The sequence below is a fragment of the Paenibacillus sp. FSL M7-0420 genome (assembly GCF_038002345.1).
Taxonomy (GTDB): domain Bacteria; phylum Bacillota; class Bacilli; order Paenibacillales; family Paenibacillaceae; genus Paenibacillus_AQ.
In genome coordinates, this window is the sequence record NZ_JBBOCJ010000001.1 from 3,394,706 (window position 1) to 3,414,319 (window position 19,614).

Sequence of the window (19,614 nt, forward strand, 5' to 3'; positions counted from 1 at the left end):
TAGTGTTCCTAACCATGCCTGTGCGGGCATGGTTTTTTTGACGTTCCGGCGGATGGTGCAAGCGCGGCTGGAGCGGCGTTCCGGCGGTATTTTAACGTAATCTTAATCTGTAGAACCAAACCCTAATCCTGAACTAATGGCGGGAGTGGTACGCTGAATTCTGAAGTTAACCTACTGGAGAGAAGGCTTGGAGATGGATGTGTGGATGAGAAATATTGGATGGGTGACGGTGCTGACGGGGCTGCTGGTGCTGATCAAGCGGCATTATGACCGGATCTATCTGCTGCAAGACTGCATCTATGAGAATAGCGGGGTGTACGCTGCGGCATACCAGTTTGCCTGCGGGGCTTCGGCCCGTGAGGTCAGTGAGCTGCTTGTGACCAGCTTCGAGTTCGATCGTCAGGAGACGGAAGTGATCCTTGCCTGGGCGCTCCCGCACCGGATGGAGGCGGACGGAGGCTATGGTGCTTTTATCGGGGCGGTCAACAGAGTGCTGGGCGAAGAGATTTACCGCCTCTCTTGAAGTCTTAATGCAATCTTAATGCGCCTGAGGAAACCCTTACCCTGAACTAATGGGAGAAATGATACGCTAGACCGGAAGTTACAAGAGAGAGATTACCTTAAGGTGAGGAGTGGCAAAGACGATGATGGATGTGTATATGACGGCAATGCTGGCAGCGATATTCACGGTATTCTATGCGTTTGTACAATGGTGCAGCCGTGTGACCGATGAGCAAGGGGGGACGGAGTAATGGCAGTTGTCCTCGCAGCTACTGCGCTGCTGTTTCTGTATTTGGGCTATGCTTTGATTCATCCTGAAAAATTCTAAGGTGGGGGCTGTTCAAGCTGACTGAGAATCTAAGTTATGGATCATCCGTGCCTGCGGAGAACATTTGGACTTCCGGCCGCTGTTGTCTCCAAATTTCTTGGTTTGTATCGCTAATTGCGGATGAAATCCGGAGACAAAGGCGGTCGCTACTGCTCCTACAGTTCCAAATTTCCCCTCCGGCACTCTATCCATAAAGATCAATTCCAAATTCAGCTTGTACAGGAAGGGATAGGGCAGAAGAAAAACAAAGACTTAAATTGATAGTTATATTAAAAGGAGGGCCATCCGTGGGGATTGTGCAGATTGTAGTCGTCATCTTAATACTCGTACTGCTGGTGAAGCCGGTGGGCACTTATCTATATCATGTATTCTCAAATGAACCGAACCGGACAGACCGGGTGTTCGGCGCAGCGGAGAAGGGGATTTATCGTCTGATCGGGCTGAAGCAGCGGGGCGGGATGTCCTGGAAGAAATATGCGCTCAGCTTCATTGTAACGAACATTGTATTGGTGGTATTCAGTTATCTCTTTCTGCGGCTGCAAAAGGGGCTTCCGCTCAACCCGAACGGGATCGGCAATATGGAAGAGACGCTCACCTTCAATACGGTAATCAGCTTCATGACCAATACGAACCTCCAGCATTACAGCGGGGAGAGCGGCGTGTCCTACTTCTCACAGATGGCGGTCATGACGATGCTGATGTTCACCTCGGCCGCCAGCGGCTTTTCGGTCGCGGTTGCTTTTGTCAGAGGGATTACGGGACGCAGCTCGGTGGGGAACTTCTTCGAGGACTTCGTCAAAGCGCATATCCGGATCTTCATTCCACTGGCACTGCTTGTAACACTGGCGCTTGTAGCGCTTCATGTGCCGCAGACTCTGAAACCTACGCTGGAAGTCACCACGCTTGAAGGGCAGACCCAGCAGATTGCTATCGGTCCGGTGGCCTCCCTGGAGTCCATTAAGCATATCGGGACGAACGGCGGGGGCTTCTTCGGAGCTAACTCTGCCCATCCTTTTGAGAATCCGGGTCCGCTGAGCAATGTGCTGGAGATCCTCTCCATGTGGCTGCTGCCCGCGTCTCTGCCGTATATGTACGGGAAGTTCGCCGGGAACAAGCGGCAGGGCTGGATGATTTTTGGCGCGATGATGACGCTGTTCGTGGTATTGCTGGGATTGAATTACGCTGCGGAAAGGGCGGGCAACCCGGCGATTAACGCCATGGGGATAGATGCTTCACAGGGCAGTATGGAGGGAAAAGAGGTCCGGTTCGGCATCGCACAGTCGGCGCTGTTCACCACTGTTACAACGGCGGCCACCACCGGCAGTGTGAACAATATGCATGATACGCTGACGCCGCTCGGCAGTATTACCCCGCTGACCCTGATGATGCTGAATAATGTATTCGGCGGCAAAGGGGTCGGGCTGATCAATATGCTCATGTATGCGATCCTCGGCGTGTTCCTCTGCGGGCTGATGGTGGGCCGGACGCCGGAGTTCCTGGGCCGCAAGATTGAAGCGCGGGAGATGAAGCTGATCGCCATCGCAATTCTGATTCATCCGCTGATTATTCTGGTGCCGACGGCGGCTGCTTTTCTGACGGAGCTCGGTAAAGGAAGTATCAGTAACCCCGGCTTCCACGGGATGACCCAGGTGCTGTATGAATACGTATCGTCTGCGGCCAATAACGGCTCGGGCTTCGAAGGGCTGGCGGATAATACCTCCTTCTGGAATATCACCACCGGTGTGGTCATGCTGCTGGGCCGGTATGTCTCAATGATCGCCATGCTGGCGGTTGCCGGTTCCCTGCTGCGCAAGAAGCCGGTGCCGGAGACCATTGGAACCTTCCGCACGGATAACGGGCTGTTCACTGGTATTCTGATCGGTACGGTGCTGATTATCGGCGCGCTGACCTTCCTGCCGGTGATTGTCCTCGGTCCGATTGCAGAATATTTGACTTTACGGTAGGGAGAGGGAGAGAAGAGAATGAGTACTGTACACAGAAAGAAGCTGCTGACGGGTCCCATCCTGCTAAGTGCTGCCAAGGATAGTCTGGTGAAGCTGAACCCGGTAACGCTAATGAAGAATCCGGTCATGTTCGTCGTGGAGGTCGGGACGGTTATCGTCTTGCTTATGGTGCTGGCGCCCGCGTATTTCCATGCGGAGCATGCGGTAGGCTTCAATATAACCGTGTTCTTCATCCTGCTGTTCACTGTGCTGTTCGCTAACTTCGCGGAAGCGCTGGCGGAGGGCCGGGGCAAGGCACAAGCCGATTCGCTCAAAAAAACCAAGCAGGACATCACCGCCAATAAGCTGGCGGGATCAGGGGTCAAGCAGGTACCTGCCTCTGAGCTGCGCAAAGGCGATATCGTAGTCGTCAGCCAGGGCGAACTGATTCCCGGCGACGGGGAAGTAACCGAAGGGCTGGCTTCTGTAGACGAATCGGCCATCACCGGAGAGTCGGCCCCGGTCATTAAGGAAGCCGGAGGCGACTTCGGCTCCGTGACCGGCGGTACCCGCGTAGTCAGCGACCAGATCAAGGTGCGGATCACCAGTGATCCGGGGGAATCGTTCCTGGACCGGATGATCTCGCTGGTCGAAGGGGCGAAGCGCCAGAAGACACCGAATGAGATTGCCCTGAACACGCTGCTGATCAGCCTCACGATTATTTTCCTGATTGTCGTCGTTACCCTGCGTCCCATCGCGGATTATATCGGGGTGAAGCTGGAGATACCGGTCATGATCGCGCTGCTCGTCTGCCTGATTCCGACCACCATCGGCGGGCTGCTGTCGGCCATCGGGATAGCGGGCATGGACCGGGTGACGCAGTTCAACGTCCTGGCGATGTCCGGGAAGGCAGTGGAAGCTGCCGGGGACATCAACACGATGATTCTGGATAAGACGGGGACGATTACCTTCGGCAACCGGATGGCCAGTGAGTTCGTAGCAGTGGGCGAAGCATCAGTAGCCGAGCTTGCCGCCTGGGCGGCGGTCAGCTCGCTGAAGGATGAGACGCCCGAAGGACGCTCTGTCCTGGAGCTGGCGAAGAAGCTGGAGCTTCATTATGAGAGCAGCCTCGCGGACGGCGGGGAGTTCATTGAGTTCAAGGCGGAGAGCCGGATGAGCGGGATAGATCTCCGGGATGGACGCTCTGTGCGCAAGGGAGCGGTGGATTCCGTGAAGAAGTGGGTGCTGTCCCGGGGCGGCACCGTGCCGTCTGATCTGGACAGCAACTCGGATGCTATTGCCCGGCTGGGCGGCACTCCGCTTGCAGTTGCTGTAGATAACCGGATCTACGGGCTGATCTACCTGAAGGATACGGTTAAGCCAGGGATGAAGGAGCGCTTCGACGAGCTGCGCAGCATGGGAATCAAGACGATTATGTGTACCGGGGATAACCCGCTGACCGCAGCCACGATTGCCCGTGAAGCCGGGGTTGATGATTTCATTGCCGAGAGTACCCCGGAGGATAAGATTGCGGTGATCCGCCGGGAGCAGAACGAGGGTAAGCTGGTCGCCATGACCGGGGATGGAACGAACGATGCTCCCGCGCTGGCCCAGGCCGATGTGGGGCTGGCGATGAACAGCGGGACAACCGCTGCCAAGGAAGCGGCCAATATGGTGGATCTGGATTCTGATCCGTCCAAGATCATCGAGGTTGTAGCCATCGGGAAGCAGCTTCTTATGACGCGCGGGGCGCTGACCACGTTCAGCATCGCTAACGATATTGCCAAGTATTTTGCGATCATTCCGGCGATGTTCACGCTCGCTATTCCTGAGATGGAAGCCCTGAACATCATGGGGCTGGGGTCCCCAAGCTCGGCGATAATCTCGGCGCTGATCTTCAATGCCATCATCATCCCGCTGCTGATTCCGCTCGCGATGCGGGGGGTCTCCTATAAGCCGATGAGTTCTACCAGGCTGCTGACGCGCAACATTGTCATCTATGGTCTGGGCGGGGTCGCTGTTCCATTCGCCGGCATCAAGCTGATTGATATGCTAGTCAGTATATGGATCTAGGGGTCCGGCTGACGATTGACTATATAAGGAGGGCGTAATCATCATGGCACAATCTACTCATGAGACAACCGGAGAGCAGGTCTCCGCTTCACCAGCAGCTTTTGTCTTCACTACAGTGAGGTTAAGCATAGTATTCATTATTCTCTGCGGAATGATCTATCCGCTGGCTTCCACCGCGCTGGCCCAGGTGCTGCTGCCTGCCCAGGCGAACGGCAGCCTGCTGAAGGATGCTTCCGGGAAGGTCGTCGGTTCTGCGCTGATCGGGCAGAGCTTCACGAATCAGGCAATGTTCCAGAGCCGTGTATCCAGTATCGGGTACAAGGCCGAAGCCTCAGGCTCGAATAACTATGGCCCATCGAATCCTGAACTGCTTCAGCGCACGAAGGATTCGATTACCCAGTGGAAGCTGGACAATCCCGGCGTCCCTGTAAGTCAGCTCCCTGTGGATCTGATAACGAATTCAGGCTCGGGTCTTGATCCGCATATTTCACCGGCTGCGGCGCTCGTGCAGGTTCCCCGGATCGGCAAGCTGACCGGCATTCCGGCAGATACCCTTGAAGCACTGGTGAAGGAGCATACCGAAGGGCGTGATCTGGGGCTTTTCGGAGAGAAACGGGTGAATGTGCTGAAGCTGAATCTGGCGCTGACGGAGATAGCGAAATAAGCTGACTCTGCACAGACTGCTTCCTCCAGATGTGAGTTGTGAGAATAGAAGGAAGGTGAGTCCGTGGCGCCCTATAAACGCAAGTCTCCTGAGGAGATTCTATATTCTATCTACCAGCTCCAGCGGGGGCGGCTGAAGATCATCATCGGCTCGGTCAGCGGCTCCGGCAAAACCTATCATATGCTGGAGGAAGGCAAGCTGCTGAAGCACCAGGGGATCGATGTCGTGATCAGTGCGGTCTCCACTATGGGCCGGGCGGAGACGGTTCAGCAGCTTGGCGATCTGGAGCGCGTGCCCAGTATTCACTGGCTGAAGGACGGCAAGGAGGAGAAGGATCTGCCGCTTGAAGCGCTGGTGGAGCGCAATCCTGAGGTGCTGCTGGTCGATGGTCTGGCCCACCGCAACCGCGAAGAGGCACGGTTCATGACAAGGCTTGCGGACATCCGTTATCTGATGGATCAGGGCATCAGCGTAATTACGACTATTAATGTCTATGAGCTGGCCGGTGTGGGCGAGCAAATCTATGAAATGACCGGCATCCGTGCGGAGTGCACCGTGCCACTCAATACACTGGAACTCGCCGATGAGGTACGGCTGATCGATGTGTCCCCGGAGACCATTCTCAAGCGGCTGGAGGAGGGAGTGCTTGGTGAAGGCGCGCATCCGGCACTATCCCTCAGGGGCAACCTTGGCGTACTCCGTGAGGTGTCACTGCGGCTGATGGCGGAAGGGGTAAATGATTCTCTCGAAAAGCACCGCGAGGCCGAGGGACTGATCGGCCCTTCGGGTGCAACAGAGCGGATTCTGGTATCCGCGCAGTATCATTGGAACGGCTCCCTCTATATTAGAAGAGGACAGCAGATTGCCAAACGGTTGAACGGAGACCTGCTTATCGTTACCTTCCTCCTGCGCGGCCATCCGTTGACCAAAGATCAGCAGGTATTCAAGCGCTCCATCCGCAAGCTGACCGAGCGGATTCAGGCCCGGTTCGAGGAGGTGGAGCTGATACGTCTGCGGATGCTGCCCGCCATGCTTGTGCGCTACGCCATTCAAAACAATGTCACCCGAATTGTGATGGGGCATTCGCAGAAAAGCCGCTGGCAGGAGAAGTGGCAGGGCTCCATAGCCAGCCGTGTCCTGCGGCGGACGCGGAATATCGATGTGTTCCTGATGGCTGACCGTGCCGAGCAGGAGGGGGAACGGGTTCTGCCGGTCCGTTCCGCAGTGAAGATGGCGGCAGAACCGTTCCACCGGCTGACCGGCCGGGAGCTGGAGAAGCGGATCGAGGATATCCGCCGGGGCACCTTCAAGGTGTACATCGGCGCAGCCCCGGGCGTAGGCAAAACCTACAAGATGCTCCAGGAAGGTAATCTGCTGCTGGGCAAGGGCATCGATGTGGTCATCGGGCTGCTGGAGACCCATGGGCGAGAGGAAACTGGCAAACAGGTGGGCAAGTTAACGATGATTCCTAGAGCGCGGATTGCCTACCAGTCCACCGAGCTTACGGAGATGGATACAGCGGCGATTATCGCCCGCCATCCCGAGGTGGTGCTGGTGGATGAGCTGGCCCACACGAATGTTCCGGGAAGCGTGACCCGCAAGCGTTATGAGGATGTTATGAAGCTGCTGGAGAACGGGATCTCTGTCATTACCACGGTCAATGTGCAGCATCTGGAGAGCCTGAACGATGCGGTGGAGCAGTTAACTGGTGTGCGTGTGCGTGAGACGGTGCCGGATGCCATCCTGCGGATGGCGAGTGAGGTGGAGCTGATTGATGTGACTCCGCAGATGCTGCAGCAGCGGATGCGGGAAGGGAAGATCTATGCGCAGGAGAAGGTCAATCAGGCACTGGAGTCCTTCTTCAAGATCGGCAATCTGATCGCGCTGCGGGAGCTGGCGCTCCGCGAGATCGCCGATGATGTGGATGAACGGCTGGAGGCCTGGGAGCGTGAGCCTGCCTTGCGCGGGCCCTGGAGCAGACGGGAGGTTATCTTCGTCTGTGTAGACACAGGTCCGCAGGCTGAACGGCTGGTCCGCCGCGGCTTCCGCATTGCACACCGCCTGAAGGCGGAGTGGCATGTTCACTACGTGCACTGTACCCGCATGAAGACGGCGGAGGAGCAGAAGCGGCTGGATACGCTGAAGGCTCTGACCGAGCGGCTGGGCGGGGTAATGGACATTACGGAGGCGGGAAGCCGCAAGCATCTCTATAAGCATTTGCTCCAGCGGATGAATGACATGCAGACTACACAGCTGATCATCGGCCAGTCCCGCAGACCGTTCCTGCGCAGCCTGTTCTCTACCAGCTTTGTTCAATATCTGCTGCGGCATGCCCGGCATATGGATATGCTGATCGTGGCCGTTCATACGCAGATGATGGAATGAACCTGTCTGCATGCAGTCCTGCGGCCCTGTGCGGCTAATGTACAATTTGCACGGGTTTGTTCAGTAATTGACATCCCCGGCACCATTGGCAATTGCGTGAATGAGGTCCCGCCGCTAACATAATGAACAGATGTTTATTTGAATACAACTGTTTGAAGCGGAGAGGGGATTCGAGATGCGAATATTAGTGATGGGTGCAGGGGTAATAGGCAGTTATTTGGCACATGTGCTGGTACGGGGCGGGAATGAGGTCACCATACTGGCCAGAACGAAGCGGGCGGGCCAATTGAAGAAGGACGGACTGGTCCTCCGGCATTATTTTCAGCGCAAAACGACTGTAGATCAGGTGAAGGTGATATCCGAGCTGCGGAGGGATGATGTCTATGATCTGATCTTCGTAGTGATGAAATACAATGACTTCCCGGCGGTGCTGCCGGCGCTGGCAGACAACGGAAGTAAAAATATTGTGCTTGTCGGCAATAACGGGGATACCGGCGGGATGCAGCAGTTCTTCAAGGGGAATAGCCGGATTCCGCAGAATATTGCGTTTGGCTTCCAGATTAACGGGGGGACCCGTGAGGAAGACGGGCGTGTCATCGTTGTAAGCGGTGGCGGCAAGATGGTGCTGGGCAGTCTGGAGGGTGAGGTTCCGTTCAAGACGGAGCTTGCGGAGGCCTTCCGTCAGACGAAGTATAAGCTGGATTATTCGCAGGATATTAACGCCTGGCTCCTGAGTCACATTGTTTCAATTATCCCGGTGATGTCGGTCATTTATCTCTATGATTTTGATTTGGCACATGCAAGCAGAGACTCCGCCCGCTGGAAACAGGCAGTTGCCCTAATGGATGAAGGGTTCCGCGTGCTCTCCACGCTGGGCTTACCCGTTAACCCGGCCTCCCTGGTTAACGGAGCGAAGAAGCACCCGGCACTGCTTGCCCAAGGGTTGAGATGGTTACAAAAGCTACCCTTCATGAAGCTGATCGATGGCTCATTCAGCGAGATTGCAGCGCTCTATCAAGCCTTTGAGCCTCTGATGCAGCAAGCCCGTCTGTCCACACCGGCGTGGGATGATTTCAAGCAGCAAACGATGAGGAAATATGCGCTGGAGCAGGGTTAGGATGAACGCATGAACGGAGTAAAGATGAACATATGAACATTTGAACAGATATACTCCTCCAAAAGAACAGCTCAGGAATCTCCGCTAAGGCGGAGTTTGCTGGGCTGTTTTTGCTCCTGCGAGTAGGTGAAGGCACAATGTATGCGGAAAACCGATACAATGTGCTCGTGAGATGGCAGATGGCCAGATGTAATCGAAAAACCGATTACATTGCGCTGGTTAGAGGGCGGATGGCCAAATGTAATCGGAAAACCGATTACAATGTGCTCGCGAGAGGACAGATGACTGGATGTAATCGAAAAACTGATTACATTGCGCTGGTGAGAGGACAGATGGGTAAGGCTGTTTTTTCCCAGGAGCCCATTCACTTTCAGCATAAAAAAATCATTAACACCATATACATAATGTTCCAATTAATTTATGAAGTCTTGTGATTTAACCCTCAGTTGACAGAATTCTCCCATCTTCTTTAAGTGGGGGATGAATGGAAACGGTCTAATCTACATGGATTCTAACCGTCTAAGATGCTATAATAAAAGTATTCAGTCGTATCTTGGAAAGGTCAGTGAATCAATGAAATTAGACTCGAATAACCATTCAGTGTTCTCCCTTCACTTCCACCTTATTCTAGTCATCAAGTATCGTAGGAAAGTCATTACAGATCCAATATCCGAACGTCTGAAAGAGATATTTGCATACATTCAGCCTACTTACAATGTGACTTTGCAGGAATGGAATCATGACAGGGATCACGTTCATGTCCTAATGAAAACGCATCCTAATACCGACATTTCTAAATTTCTCAACGCTTATAAGAGTGCATCATCTAGGCTGATCAAGAAGGAGTTTCCTACCCTCCGAAAATCACTTTGGAAAGAGGCTTTTTGGTCACGCTCCTATTGCTTGCTTACAACGGGTGAAGCGCCAATAGACGTCATTCAAAAATACATCGAAAACCAAGGTGTGAAAGGGTGATCGCCATTGCTGAAAGCCTACAAATACCGTATCTATCCAAGCCATGGGCAACAACACTACTTCGCTAAAGTGTTCGGATGCGTTCGCTTCATCTACAACAGAATGCTTGCAGATAAAATTGAACATTACAAGCAAACGGAAACGATGCTGAGGAATACACCTGCACAATACAAAAAGGAATTCGACTGGCTGAAAGAAGTCGATAGCCTTGCCTTAGCGAATACACAACTAAATTTAGACAAGGCGTATAAGAATTTTTTACGGGATAAGAAAACGGGATTTCCTAAATTCAAGAGCAAGAAGACGAATAATCATAGCTTCACAACGAATAACCAAAAGGGAACAGTGGCTATAGAAGATGGATATCTCAAGATTCCAAAGCTAAAAACTGGCATCAAAATCAAGCTGCACCGACCATTCGTGGGGCTGATCAAATCATGTACGATTTCAAAAACACCAACTGGAAAGTATTATGCTTCCGTATTGGTTGAAACGGATATCGTCCAGTTGCCCAACATGCATACGAAGATTGGCGTTGATCTTGGGCTGAAAGACTTTGCTATTACTTCAAATGGCGAAATCATATCCAATCCTAAATACTTGCGTACGTCTGAAAAGCGATTAGCGAAGCTGCAAAAGGATGTATCGCGGAAGAAGAAGGGGAGCCATAACCGTCAAAAGGCTAGGCTGAAAGTTGCCAAGCACCATGAAAAAATAGCGAATCAGCGTAAAGACTTCTTGCATAAAACGTCTGCCAAAATGATAAACGAAAACCAAGTCATCGTGATGGAAGACTTACGTGTAAAGAATATGATGCAGAATCACAAACTTGCAAAAGCGATTAGCGAGGTATCTTGGAGTATGTTCCGTTCCATGCTTGAATATAAGGCTCAATGGTATGGCAGAGAACTGATTATTGCCCCTAAGCACTATGCAAGCAGTCAGCTTTGCTCCTGTTGCGGTTATAAGAACGCAGAGGTGAAGAATCTCGCCTTGCGAGAGTGGACTTGTCCAGAATGTAACGTGCATCATAATCGCGATGTAAACGCTGCTCAAAACCTACTGAAACTAGCCATGTGATATTGCAATGATTGGGCTAGGGACTAGCCTTTGAGCTTGGGTAAACTTGGAGCAGTAGCTTCATTGACCAAGAAGCCGCCACCTCTTAGGTGGATGGTAGTTCACCGTGCTAAAGAGATATGCTTATTACCATGTGGCTACAAATACAACAGAAGGAGTGGACTACCTATGACTATCATCGATACTATTCAAACGCGAAGAACGATTAAGGCCTTCCGGCCAGACCCGATTAAAAAGGAGGAGCTTAATACTTGGCTGGAGGCTGCCAGCTATGCTCCGAACCACCGGATGAATGAGCCGTGGGAGCTGCTGTTCATTGGGCCGCAGACCCGGGCAGCGCTGAACCATAAGACTGATTTTGGCGGTGCTCCTGTGTTGATTGGAGTCTTATCCAAGCCTGCCGCTTCGACAATGGAGCGCGAAGAGAACATCATGGCTGTGTCCTGCTATATCCAGAATTTCATGCTGGCAGCCCATGAGGCCGGCGCAGGTGTGTTCTGGTCGTCGCTCGGTGGTACGGCCAAGGGCCGTGAGGTGCTAGGCGTTCCTGAGGAGCAGGATGTCATTGGAGTGCTTGCCGTAGGCTATCCCTCGGAAGTACCTGCTGCCAAGCAGAGAACGCCAATAACGGATAAAATCACATATTTACCCTAAACAGGCGAACGGATGCAACGACTGATGAGATGAAGGTGAACGGAATGTGGAAGCTCAGGGGCTTCATGAAGCCATACGCGCTCTGGAGCGTGCTTGCCCCGCTGTTAATGGTAGTTGAAGTAGTGATGGACCTGCTGCAGCCTGCACTTATGGCCAGCATTGTAGATAAAGGCCTGATGAAGAATGATTTATCGCATATCCTCTCCACAGGCGGCATTATGATTGGAATCGCTGTCATCGGGATGACCGGCGGTGTGGGCTGTGCGATATGTGCAAGTATTGCCTCACAGAATTTCGGGAATGATCTGCGGATTAAGCTCTTTGAGCATATCCAGACCTTCTCCAACCGCAATTTGGACCGGCTGAAGACCGGCTCGCTGATCACCCGGCTGACTAACGATGTGGTGCAGCTCCAGACCTTCGTGCAGATGATTCTGCGGAGCTTCGTGCGGTCACCGCTGCTGCTGATCGGCAGTCTGATCATGGCGGTGCGGATCAGCCCGTCCCTGGCGTTGATCCTGCTCGCTGCGGTTCCGCTGCTGTTCATCCTGCTGTTTGTGCTGATCCGGCTTTCTTTTCCGCTATTTGCCCGGATGCAGGAGAAGCTGGATGGGGTGAGCAATGTGCTGCAGGAGAATCTCACCGGCATTCGTGTAATCAAGGCCTTCGTCCGTGGAGACCATGAGCAGAAGCGGTTTAATACAGCCAATACAGGCTATACCGACACCGGAATCCGGGCGATCCGCCTGATGGCGCTGAATATGCCGCTTATGATGCTGATTCTGAATGCCAGCATTATTGCCGTGCTCTGGTTCGGAGGCATACAGAACTGGAACGGGGCGCTGCCCGTTGGTGAACTAATTGCCTTCATTAACTATGTTACTCAATTGCTCATGTCGATGATGATGCTGAGCACGATGCTTGCCTTCGTATCACGGGCCAAGGTGTCGGGAGACCGAGTGAACGAAGTGTTCGCCGCCACAAGTGAAATTACCGAAGCGCCTGCGGCGGATCAAGCAGCCATTACGCTCGGACGGATTGAATTCAGCAAGGTCTCCTTCGCCTATAACCGCGGGGATGAGAATCTTGTGCTGGAGGATATCAGCTTTGCAGCCAGCCCCGGGGAGACGATCGCTATTCTGGGGGCAACTGGAGCAGGAAAGTCTACCCTGGTTAGTCTGATTCCAAGATTCTATGAGGTCTTGTCCGGTGCCGTTCTGATCGACGGAACAGACATCCGTGAGATTAGCCTGGAGCATCTGCGGAGCCGGATCGGCTTCGTAATGCAGCAGTCCCTGCTGTTCAGCGGCAGTATCAGGGATAATATCCGTTACGGACGGCCGGAAGCAACAGATGAAGAAGTGAAGCAGGCGGCTGTGGCCGCAGAAGCACATGGATTCATTACAGCTATGCCGCAAGGCTACGACACGCAGCTCGGACAACGCGGGGTGAACCTGTCAGGCGGACAAAAGCAGCGTCTGTCCATTGCACGTGCGCTGTTAATTAAGCCGGCCATTCTGATTCTGGATGACAGCACCAGCGCTCTGGATGCGGTTACCGAAGCAAGCATCCGCCTGCTGCTGAAGACGGAGCTTCAGGACTCTACTGTCGTTATGATTGCCCAGCGGGTGTCTTCCATTATAGATGCCGACCGGATCTTGATTCTGGAGAACGGCCGGATCGCCGCACAGGGTACGCATACCGAGCTGATGGCAGGCAGCGAGATCTACCGGGACATCCGTCACTCCCAGCTGAAGGAAGAGGAGGAGCCCTATGTCCAGTCAACGTAAAAGGGAGCAGGCTCCCGGCGGACCTGGAGCGTTAGGCGGCGGGCCTCCCGGCCGTGTTGGCGTAACCCCCAAGGTACGTCCGAAGAATAGCAAGGCAACCATCCTCCGCATCTGGTCCTATCTGAACCGTCAGCGGACAGGGCTGATTATGGTCTATGTATTCACGATGCTGAATGCTGTTCTCGCCCTGATCGGTCCCTACCTGCTAGGAAAAGCTATTGATACCGCGATCCTCCCGCAGGATTATAGTCTGCTGGTCCGGTTCTGTCTCCTTCTGGGCGGCATTTATCTGCTGGGCAGCGCCGTCTCTTGGGTTCAGGCTTATGTGATGACCTCCGTCTCGCAGCGCACGGTGTATGAGTTACGGCGGGACCTGTTCGCCAAATACCAGGAGCTGCCGGTCAGCTTCTTCGATACCCATGCTAACGGTGAGCTAATGAGCCGTGCAACTAATGACATCGACAACGTCTCGAACTCGCTGAATCAGAGTGTAACCCAGCTGCTGAACAGTCTGATTACACTTAGCGGCTCATTGGTCATTATGCTGATGCTGAATGTGCCGTTGACTGGAGTTGCTCTGGTAACCATTCCGCTGGTCGTACTGGCGAGCCGCCGGATTACCGGCTTAAGCCGGATCTACTTCAAGGATCAGCAGCAGCATCTGGGTGAGCTGAACGGCTTCATTGAAGAAGCGGTCAGCGGCCAAAAGGTGATCAAGCAATACCGCAGAGAACAGGCGGAGGTCGCCAGATTCCGAGGAATAAGCGGGGAGCTTAACAAAGCTAGCATTAAGGCGCAGATCGTATCAGGCCTGGTAGGACCAGTAATGAACCTGATTAACAATCTGAACTTTGCGCTGATTGCCGGCATTGGCGGCTGGATGGCTTATCATGGGCTGGTTACCGTGGGGGTCATCGTCAGTATGCTGAACTATGCCAAGCAGTTCGGCCGGCCCATCTCCGACCTTGCGAACCAGTATAACCTGATCCAATCGGCAATTGCCGGTGCCGAGCGCGTATTTGAAGTGATGGATATGCCTTCTGAGTACAGCGGGGAGCAGCCTCAGGAACTGGAGCGGATACGCGGGGAAGTTGTTTTCCGGGATGTAGTGTTCGGCTATCAGCCGGGCGAGCCTATTCTGAACGGGGTAAGCTTCACCGCACAGCCGGGTGAGACTATCGCCCTGGTCGGGCCGACCGGAGCGGGGAAGACGACTATTGTCAACCTGCTGACGCGCTTCTATGAAGTGAGCGGCGGTGAGCTGCTGATCGACGGCAGGGATATCCGGGAGCTGGGTAAAAACGGTCTGCGCCGCCAGCTCGGCATGGTGCTGCAGGACGCTCATGTCTTCTCGGGAACCATCCGCGAGAATATCCGGTTCGGCCGCCTGGAGGCCACAGACCGTGAGGTGGAGGAAGCCGCTAATCTCGCCAACGTCAGCGGCTTCATTGCGCGGATGCCGCAGGGGTATGATACATTGCTGGGTACGGACGGGACGACCTTGAGCCACGGCCAGCGCCAACTGCTGACGATTGCCCGGGCCATCCTGGCCGATCCGGCCATCCTCATTCTGGATGAGGCAACGAGCAGTGTGGATACCCGGACAGAGATGCATATCCAGCAGGCCATGCGGACACTGATGAAGGGCCGCACCAGCTTCGTAATCGCCCACCGGCTCAGCACCATTCAGGATGCTGACCGGATTCTGGTCATCCAGGGCGGGCAGATCGCCGAGCAGGGAAGCCACAGCCAGCTCCTTGCGCTGCAAGGGATATATTCCGAGCTGTATAACAGCCAGTTCAAGCAGGCTTTTGAAGCCGGGTAAGCAAGGCACGCCGATTAAGGTACGATGATTAAATAGCAGACAGCGATCCTCCGTTTAATAGAGAATCGCTGTTTTGCGTTTTGGCTTCAGCCGCTATTAGTCTGAGGGAATTCCTGCACAGAATGCAACAATGTTCATAATCCAGCACCGTGCTGATGGAAATCCTGCACTAATTACAACAATGTGTGTTCCTCAGCCGTGAATCGCAGCGAATTCCTGCACTAATTACAACAATGTTCATTATCTGAGCTCAAAACGGACAGAGTTCCTGCAAAAATTGCAACATTTGTGTTCAGTGGGGCTACTTTCTCTTTCGGATTTTTGATAAGTGGCAAACTTTCTCTTTGAGTATGTTTGAGGTTCAATCTAAGTAGCACTTTTAGCTCAAACAGCGGAGCGGGCGGAACGATTGTGGAAAAGCGGAGCGTTCGCCTTTGTGTCCGGATTTTCACCGATTAGGTAAAAATAATAAAAATCTGGACACAACAGCGATTGTAACAACGTTCCGTTTGCGCAGCGTTCATCCGAGCTAAGACGTACATCGTACTCTAAACCAAGGGCCTTCCAAGTAACACCAACATGCTTTTCAGAACACAATATCTACCCATCTTTTCAGCCAATTTCACCCCAGGACACATAAAGGACATAACACTCGACTATGCTGAGAGGTATAAACGGGTTGAAAGCAGGGAGTACATTGAACAAAAAGCTATTGCTTGTCGAAGACGAGCTGCGTATCCGTGAGCTGGTGTCGGATTACTTCATACAGGACGGCTGGGAGGTGCGCGAAGCCGATAATGGGCAGGACGCGCTCCTGTGGTTCGATTCGCTGATGCCGGATTTGCTGATTCTGGATATTATGATGCCCAAAATGGACGGATTTCAGGTATGCCGGGAGATCCGCAAGAAATCGGCGACCCCGATCATTCTGCTGACCGCCAAATCCGCTGATGACGACAAAATACACGGCTTCGAGCTGGGCGCCGATGATTATGTAACTAAGCCGTTCAGTCCAAAGGTGCTGGTGGCCCGGGCTGCCGCGCTGATGAAACGGGTCGAAGGCGCACACCAGCCAGAATCCGGTGTAGTGAGATTTGGCTCGGCCATTTTCAATACGATGGCGCACCGTCTAGAAGTGGAAGGCGCCGATGTCGAGCTTACCCCGAAGGAGTATGATCTCCTGTGGCTGCTGATCCGCAACAAGGGCCATGTGGTCTCGCGGGATACCATCCTCAGCCGGGTGTGGGGAATTGAATTCGAGGGGGACTCCCGGGTCGTGGACAGCCACATCAAGAAACTGCGCAGCAAGCTGGGGTATGAATCCCGCCACATCCGCACGGTCATTGGAACCGGCTACAGATTCGAGGACGAGGAATGAAAAGATGGGGTATTACCTTCAAGCTGTTCGTGATGACCGTAATCTTCTTCGTCTGTTTCTACGGGATGGTAATCCTCAGCCAGTTCCTGCTGTTCGACCGCTTCTACCAGACGCAGAAGGAGTCCCGTGTGGAGAAGCATCTCAAGAGCTTCGGGACAAGCTACACCAAAGAAGCCTGGGGCAGAACCCGGACTTCCCGCGAGCTGGTCCGGTTCATGCTGCGCAACAAGACACAGATGGTCATTCTGAAGCTGGACGGCCGGATGAAGTCGGAAGATCCGTTCCGCATGAAGCTGATTGACGATAAAGGCCAGACTCAGGTGATCCCTATGTCCCTGTTCATGAATCAGTTCGGGGATATGCTCCGGTCGGCCCATTTGAAAGAGAATGACCGGGTTACCATCCAGGGAGAGCTTGTCACTGGCGAGAATGACCTCGGCAATCAGTTTTTCCCGCTCATGATTACCAAACAGGGGTTCCAGCCGGTAGGCGAGGAGGCGGAGCTGGGCAACACAAGCATTACCGGGACGATTACGGAGCTGGTCCTGCCGGATCTGAAAATATGGAACCCGCGCCAGGGCATCCTGTTCGAGGCCGTAGAGGACTGGTTCCCGTTAAATACGGGGCAGCTGGAGAGCCTGGGCAAACTGAACATGATCAAGGAAGAGTGGACGGCTCCCTGGAGCGGTATCCGCAATTCCGTGATGATTCTGCCCGTGAAGCAGGCAAGCGGGGAGATTGAGCTGTTGTTCTCAGTGACCTCGCTGCAGGATGTTAAGGATTCCAATGAAGCGCTGCGCTGGTTCTTTTTATACTTAGGGCTTGGCGGGTTCGTGCTGATTCTGGTCCTCTCGCTGTTCTATTCCAAGATGGTGACCCGGCCCTTGATCAAGCTCAATAATACGGCCAAACGGATGGTAGCGCTCGATTTCACCGGCCATGCCTCCATCCGCCAGAAGGATGAGCTGGGCAACCTGTCCAGAAGCATGTTCACCTTGTCCCAAAGTCTGGATACTGCACTGGGCGAGCTTCGGGAGACGAATCAGCAGCTGGTGGAGGAGATGGAGCAGAAGAAGAAGCTGGAGCAGATGCAGCAGGACTTTTTTGCCAGTGCCTCCCATGAGCTGAAGACGCCGCTTAGCATCATCAAGGGCTTCGCCGAGGGTCTGGAGGATGGGGTGAGCGCCGGCAAGCAGGATCATTACATCAAGGTCATTATCGAAGAGGCTGACAAGATGGAGTTCCTGGTAAAAGATATGCTGGACCTGGCCCGGCTGGAGTCCGGCACGATCAAGCTGCGCAAAAGCTCATTCATGCTGAGCGAAATGACCGAAAAGGTGACCGGTAAACTGGTGCATTCCCTCCAGACTAAGCAGCTGGATGTGGTCATTATTCCGGCGAATGAATTGCCTGTATATGCGGATGCTACATGGATTGAACAGGTGCTCAGCAATCTGCTGACCAACGCGATCCGTCATGCCGAAGAGAGCAGTACCATAACCGTTACATTGGAGAGTCAGCCTAAGAAGCTTCTGTTCACCATACACAATAAAGGGGAGAGAATCCCCGAGGATCAGCTGGCGCATATCTGGGAGCGCTTCTACCGGATCGAGGCTTCACGCAGCCGTCTGACGGGAGGAACCGGACTCGGATTATCCATTGCGAAGCAAATTTTAGATATGCATGGCTGCCGGTATGCAGTGATGAACACCACGGACGGCGTCTGTTTTAGTATAAGCTTTGAAGGCTGAGCCGCCCCAATTACCAATTTGTCTGGAAAGGAGTGAACAGCAATGAAATGGAGCTGGCTGCCTTCAATGTGCACACTGGGGAACCTGGGCTTCGGATCAATTTCCCTGCTATTCACGATTGAGGAACGTTATGATCTTGCTTTATTAATGATACTGCTGGCTGCAATATGCGATGTTATGGACGGACTGCTCGCCCGGATGCTCCATTGCACCAGTGATTTCGGCAAACAACTGGACTCTTTGGCGGATATTATTTCGTTTGGTATCGCTCCCGTCTTTCTTATTCTGTTATACCGTCTGGAGAATGTGCAGTGGGTCGGACCTGTGGCTGCGGTCGCATTCCTGATCTGCGGGGCGCTGCGGCTGGCCAGATTCAATATCTCGGCTCCTTCCAAGGGCTTCGTGGGCATGCCGATTACGGCAGCCGGATTGCTTCTGTCGATGACCACACTTATAGGTGAGCGGCTGAAGCCGGAAATGGTCATTTTAATTATGGGACTGTTGTCCATACTGATGATAAGCAGGGTTCCATTCCCTTCGTTCAAAAAATTCGTTAACAGGAAGTGATTGTTCATGCCATGGGTCATCGAGATGATCTCACAATACGGTTATATAGCTATATTCGCGCTGCTGGCGCTGGGGCTTGTCGGACTTCCCGTTCCCGATGAGCTGCTGACGCTGTTCGTTGGCTATCTATCCTCTACCATGGTGCTGGATTTCTCGCTTTCGGTTCTGGTCTGTTTCATAGGCTCGATTACAGGCATGCTGATCAGCTATACCATCGGTCTCAGAGTGGGGCAGCCTGTCGTGGACCGGTACGGGAAATGGGTAGGCCTGACGCCCAAACGGTTCGCCTATGTCAAACGCTGGTTTTTCCGGTTCGGCAACTGGACGATCTTCATCGCTTATTTTGTTCCGGGCATCCGGCATGTGACCAGCTACATCTCGGGCATCAGCGCCATGTCCTTCCGAAAATATTTAATGGTCACCCTGGCCGGTGCCTTTATCTGGTCACTCCTGTTTGTCTCGATTGGCTATCTGATCGGTTCGAGGCTAACCTTTGCTTGAGTTAAGTAATAATCTTTTATAATCAAACAGGAACTTACAGCGGCTGAACGTTCTGTTATATACTGCAAGTAGTATTTATGGC

At 53.4% G+C, this 19,614-nt stretch carries 16 protein-coding genes; all 16 read left to right on the top strand.

Annotation, left to right across the window (positions count from 1 at the left end):
- Positions 1–205: 205 nt before the first annotated feature.
- The 16 genes from MKX51_RS14420 (at position 206) to MKX51_RS14490 (ending at position 19,532) form a co-directional block, all read left to right on the top strand.
- A complete protein-coding gene (locus tag MKX51_RS14420) occupies positions 206–523 on the top strand; it encodes a hypothetical protein (protein ID WP_340940893.1) in 318 nt (105 codons plus the stop codon).
- Positions 524–751: 228 nt separating this feature from the next.
- Complete coding sequence (locus MKX51_RS33210) at positions 752–829, top strand: potassium-transporting ATPase subunit F (RefSeq protein ID WP_076154139.1); 78 nt, start codon at positions 752–754, stop codon at positions 827–829.
- A gap of 287 nt (positions 830–1,116) precedes the next feature.
- Positions 1,117–2,793, top strand: coding sequence for a potassium-transporting ATPase subunit KdpA (kdpA, locus tag MKX51_RS14425; RefSeq protein ID WP_340992847.1), 1,677 nt, complete (start codon positions 1,117–1,119; stop codon positions 2,791–2,793).
- An 18-nt stretch (positions 2,794–2,811) separates the two neighbouring features.
- A complete protein-coding gene (gene kdpB, locus MKX51_RS14430) occupies positions 2,812–4,845 on the top strand; it encodes a potassium-transporting ATPase subunit KdpB (RefSeq protein WP_340992848.1) in 2,034 nt (677 codons plus the stop codon).
- Positions 4,846–4,888: 43 nt separating this feature from the next.
- Positions 4,889–5,509 (top strand): potassium-transporting ATPase subunit KdpC, encoded by a 621-nt coding sequence (gene kdpC / locus MKX51_RS14435; protein WP_340992849.1) that lies wholly within the window; start codon positions 4,889–4,891, stop codon positions 5,507–5,509.
- Between the two features lie 63 nt (positions 5,510–5,572).
- The gene (locus tag MKX51_RS14440) at positions 5,573–7,894 is read left to right on the top strand and encodes a universal stress protein (protein ID WP_340992850.1); all 2,322 of its coding nucleotides are present in this window, start codon (positions 5,573–5,575) and stop codon (positions 7,892–7,894) included.
- A 175-nt stretch (positions 7,895–8,069) separates the two neighbouring features.
- The gene (locus MKX51_RS14445; RefSeq protein ID WP_340992851.1) at positions 8,070–9,011 is read left to right on the top strand and encodes a ketopantoate reductase family protein; all 942 of its coding nucleotides are present in this window, start codon (positions 8,070–8,072) and stop codon (positions 9,009–9,011) included.
- 573 nt (positions 9,012–9,584) lie between these two features.
- Positions 9,585–9,986, top strand: coding sequence for an IS200/IS605 family transposase (gene tnpA / locus MKX51_RS14450; protein WP_076154137.1), 402 nt, complete (start codon positions 9,585–9,587; stop codon positions 9,984–9,986).
- A gap of 6 nt (positions 9,987–9,992) precedes the next feature.
- Entirely contained in the window at positions 9,993–11,066 is a 1,074-nt protein-coding gene (gene tnpB, locus MKX51_RS14455) for an IS200/IS605 family element RNA-guided endonuclease TnpB (protein WP_340992852.1), read from the top strand.
- Between the two features lie 168 nt (positions 11,067–11,234).
- Complete coding sequence (locus tag MKX51_RS14460) at positions 11,235–11,720, top strand: nitroreductase family protein (protein ID WP_340992853.1); 486 nt, start codon at positions 11,235–11,237, stop codon at positions 11,718–11,720.
- A gap of 44 nt (positions 11,721–11,764) precedes the next feature.
- A complete protein-coding gene (locus tag MKX51_RS14465) occupies positions 11,765–13,510 on the top strand; it encodes an ABC transporter ATP-binding protein (RefSeq protein ID WP_340992854.1) in 1,746 nt (581 codons plus the stop codon).
- Positions 13,494–15,335, top strand: a complete 1,842-nt coding sequence (locus tag MKX51_RS14470) for an ABC transporter ATP-binding protein (protein ID WP_340992855.1) — start codon at positions 13,494–13,496, stop codon at positions 15,333–15,335. The genes MKX51_RS14465 and MKX51_RS14470 overlap by 17 nt, the downstream gene beginning before the upstream one ends.
- 697 nt (positions 15,336–16,032) lie before the next feature.
- Positions 16,033–16,713, top strand: a complete 681-nt coding sequence (locus MKX51_RS14475; protein WP_340992856.1) for a response regulator transcription factor — start codon at positions 16,033–16,035, stop codon at positions 16,711–16,713.
- A complete protein-coding gene (locus MKX51_RS14480; RefSeq protein ID WP_340940877.1) occupies positions 16,710–18,464 on the top strand; it encodes a sensor histidine kinase in 1,755 nt (584 codons plus the stop codon). Before MKX51_RS14475 ends, MKX51_RS14480 begins: the two co-directional genes overlap by 4 nt.
- Positions 18,465–18,506: 42 nt before the next feature.
- Positions 18,507–19,031, top strand: a complete 525-nt coding sequence (gene pssA, locus MKX51_RS14485; RefSeq protein ID WP_340940875.1) for a CDP-diacylglycerol--serine O-phosphatidyltransferase — start codon at positions 18,507–18,509, stop codon at positions 19,029–19,031.
- 6 nt (positions 19,032–19,037) lie between these two features.
- The gene (locus MKX51_RS14490; protein WP_036728489.1) at positions 19,038–19,532 is read left to right on the top strand and encodes a DedA family protein; all 495 of its coding nucleotides are present in this window, start codon (positions 19,038–19,040) and stop codon (positions 19,530–19,532) included.
- Positions 19,533–19,614: the final 82 nt, after the last annotated feature.

What these genes read in the sequence shown, in the direction of transcription:
- MKX51_RS14420 (WP_340940893.1), top strand. Translation starts at nt 206, where the DNA reads ATGAGAAATATTGGATGGGTGACGGTGCTGACGGGGCTGCTGGTGCTG.
- MKX51_RS14480 (WP_340940877.1), top strand. Translation starts at nt 16,710, where the DNA reads ATGAAAAGATGGGGTATTACCTTCAAGCTGTTCGTGATGACCGTAATC.
- pssA (WP_340940875.1), top strand. Translation starts at nt 18,507, where the DNA reads ATGAAATGGAGCTGGCTGCCTTCAATGTGCACACTGGGGAACCTGGGC.
- kdpC (WP_340992849.1), top strand. Translation starts at nt 4,889, where the DNA reads ATGGCACAATCTACTCATGAGACAACCGGAGAGCAGGTCTCCGCTTCA.
- MKX51_RS33210 (WP_076154139.1), top strand. Translation starts at nt 752, where the DNA reads ATGGCAGTTGTCCTCGCAGCTACTGCGCTGCTGTTTCTGTATTTGGGC.
- MKX51_RS14465 (WP_340992854.1), top strand. Translation starts at nt 11,765, where the DNA reads ATGTGGAAGCTCAGGGGCTTCATGAAGCCATACGCGCTCTGGAGCGTG.
- MKX51_RS14460 (WP_340992853.1), top strand. Translation starts at nt 11,235, where the DNA reads ATGACTATCATCGATACTATTCAAACGCGAAGAACGATTAAGGCCTTC.
- MKX51_RS14490 (WP_036728489.1), top strand. Translation starts at nt 19,038, where the DNA reads ATGCCATGGGTCATCGAGATGATCTCACAATACGGTTATATAGCTATA.
- kdpB (WP_340992848.1), top strand. Translation starts at nt 2,812, where the DNA reads ATGAGTACTGTACACAGAAAGAAGCTGCTGACGGGTCCCATCCTGCTA.
- MKX51_RS14445 (WP_340992851.1), top strand. Translation starts at nt 8,070, where the DNA reads ATGCGAATATTAGTGATGGGTGCAGGGGTAATAGGCAGTTATTTGGCA.
- tnpA (WP_076154137.1), top strand. Translation starts at nt 9,585, where the DNA reads ATGAAATTAGACTCGAATAACCATTCAGTGTTCTCCCTTCACTTCCAC.
- MKX51_RS14470 (WP_340992855.1), top strand. Translation starts at nt 13,494, where the DNA reads ATGTCCAGTCAACGTAAAAGGGAGCAGGCTCCCGGCGGACCTGGAGCG.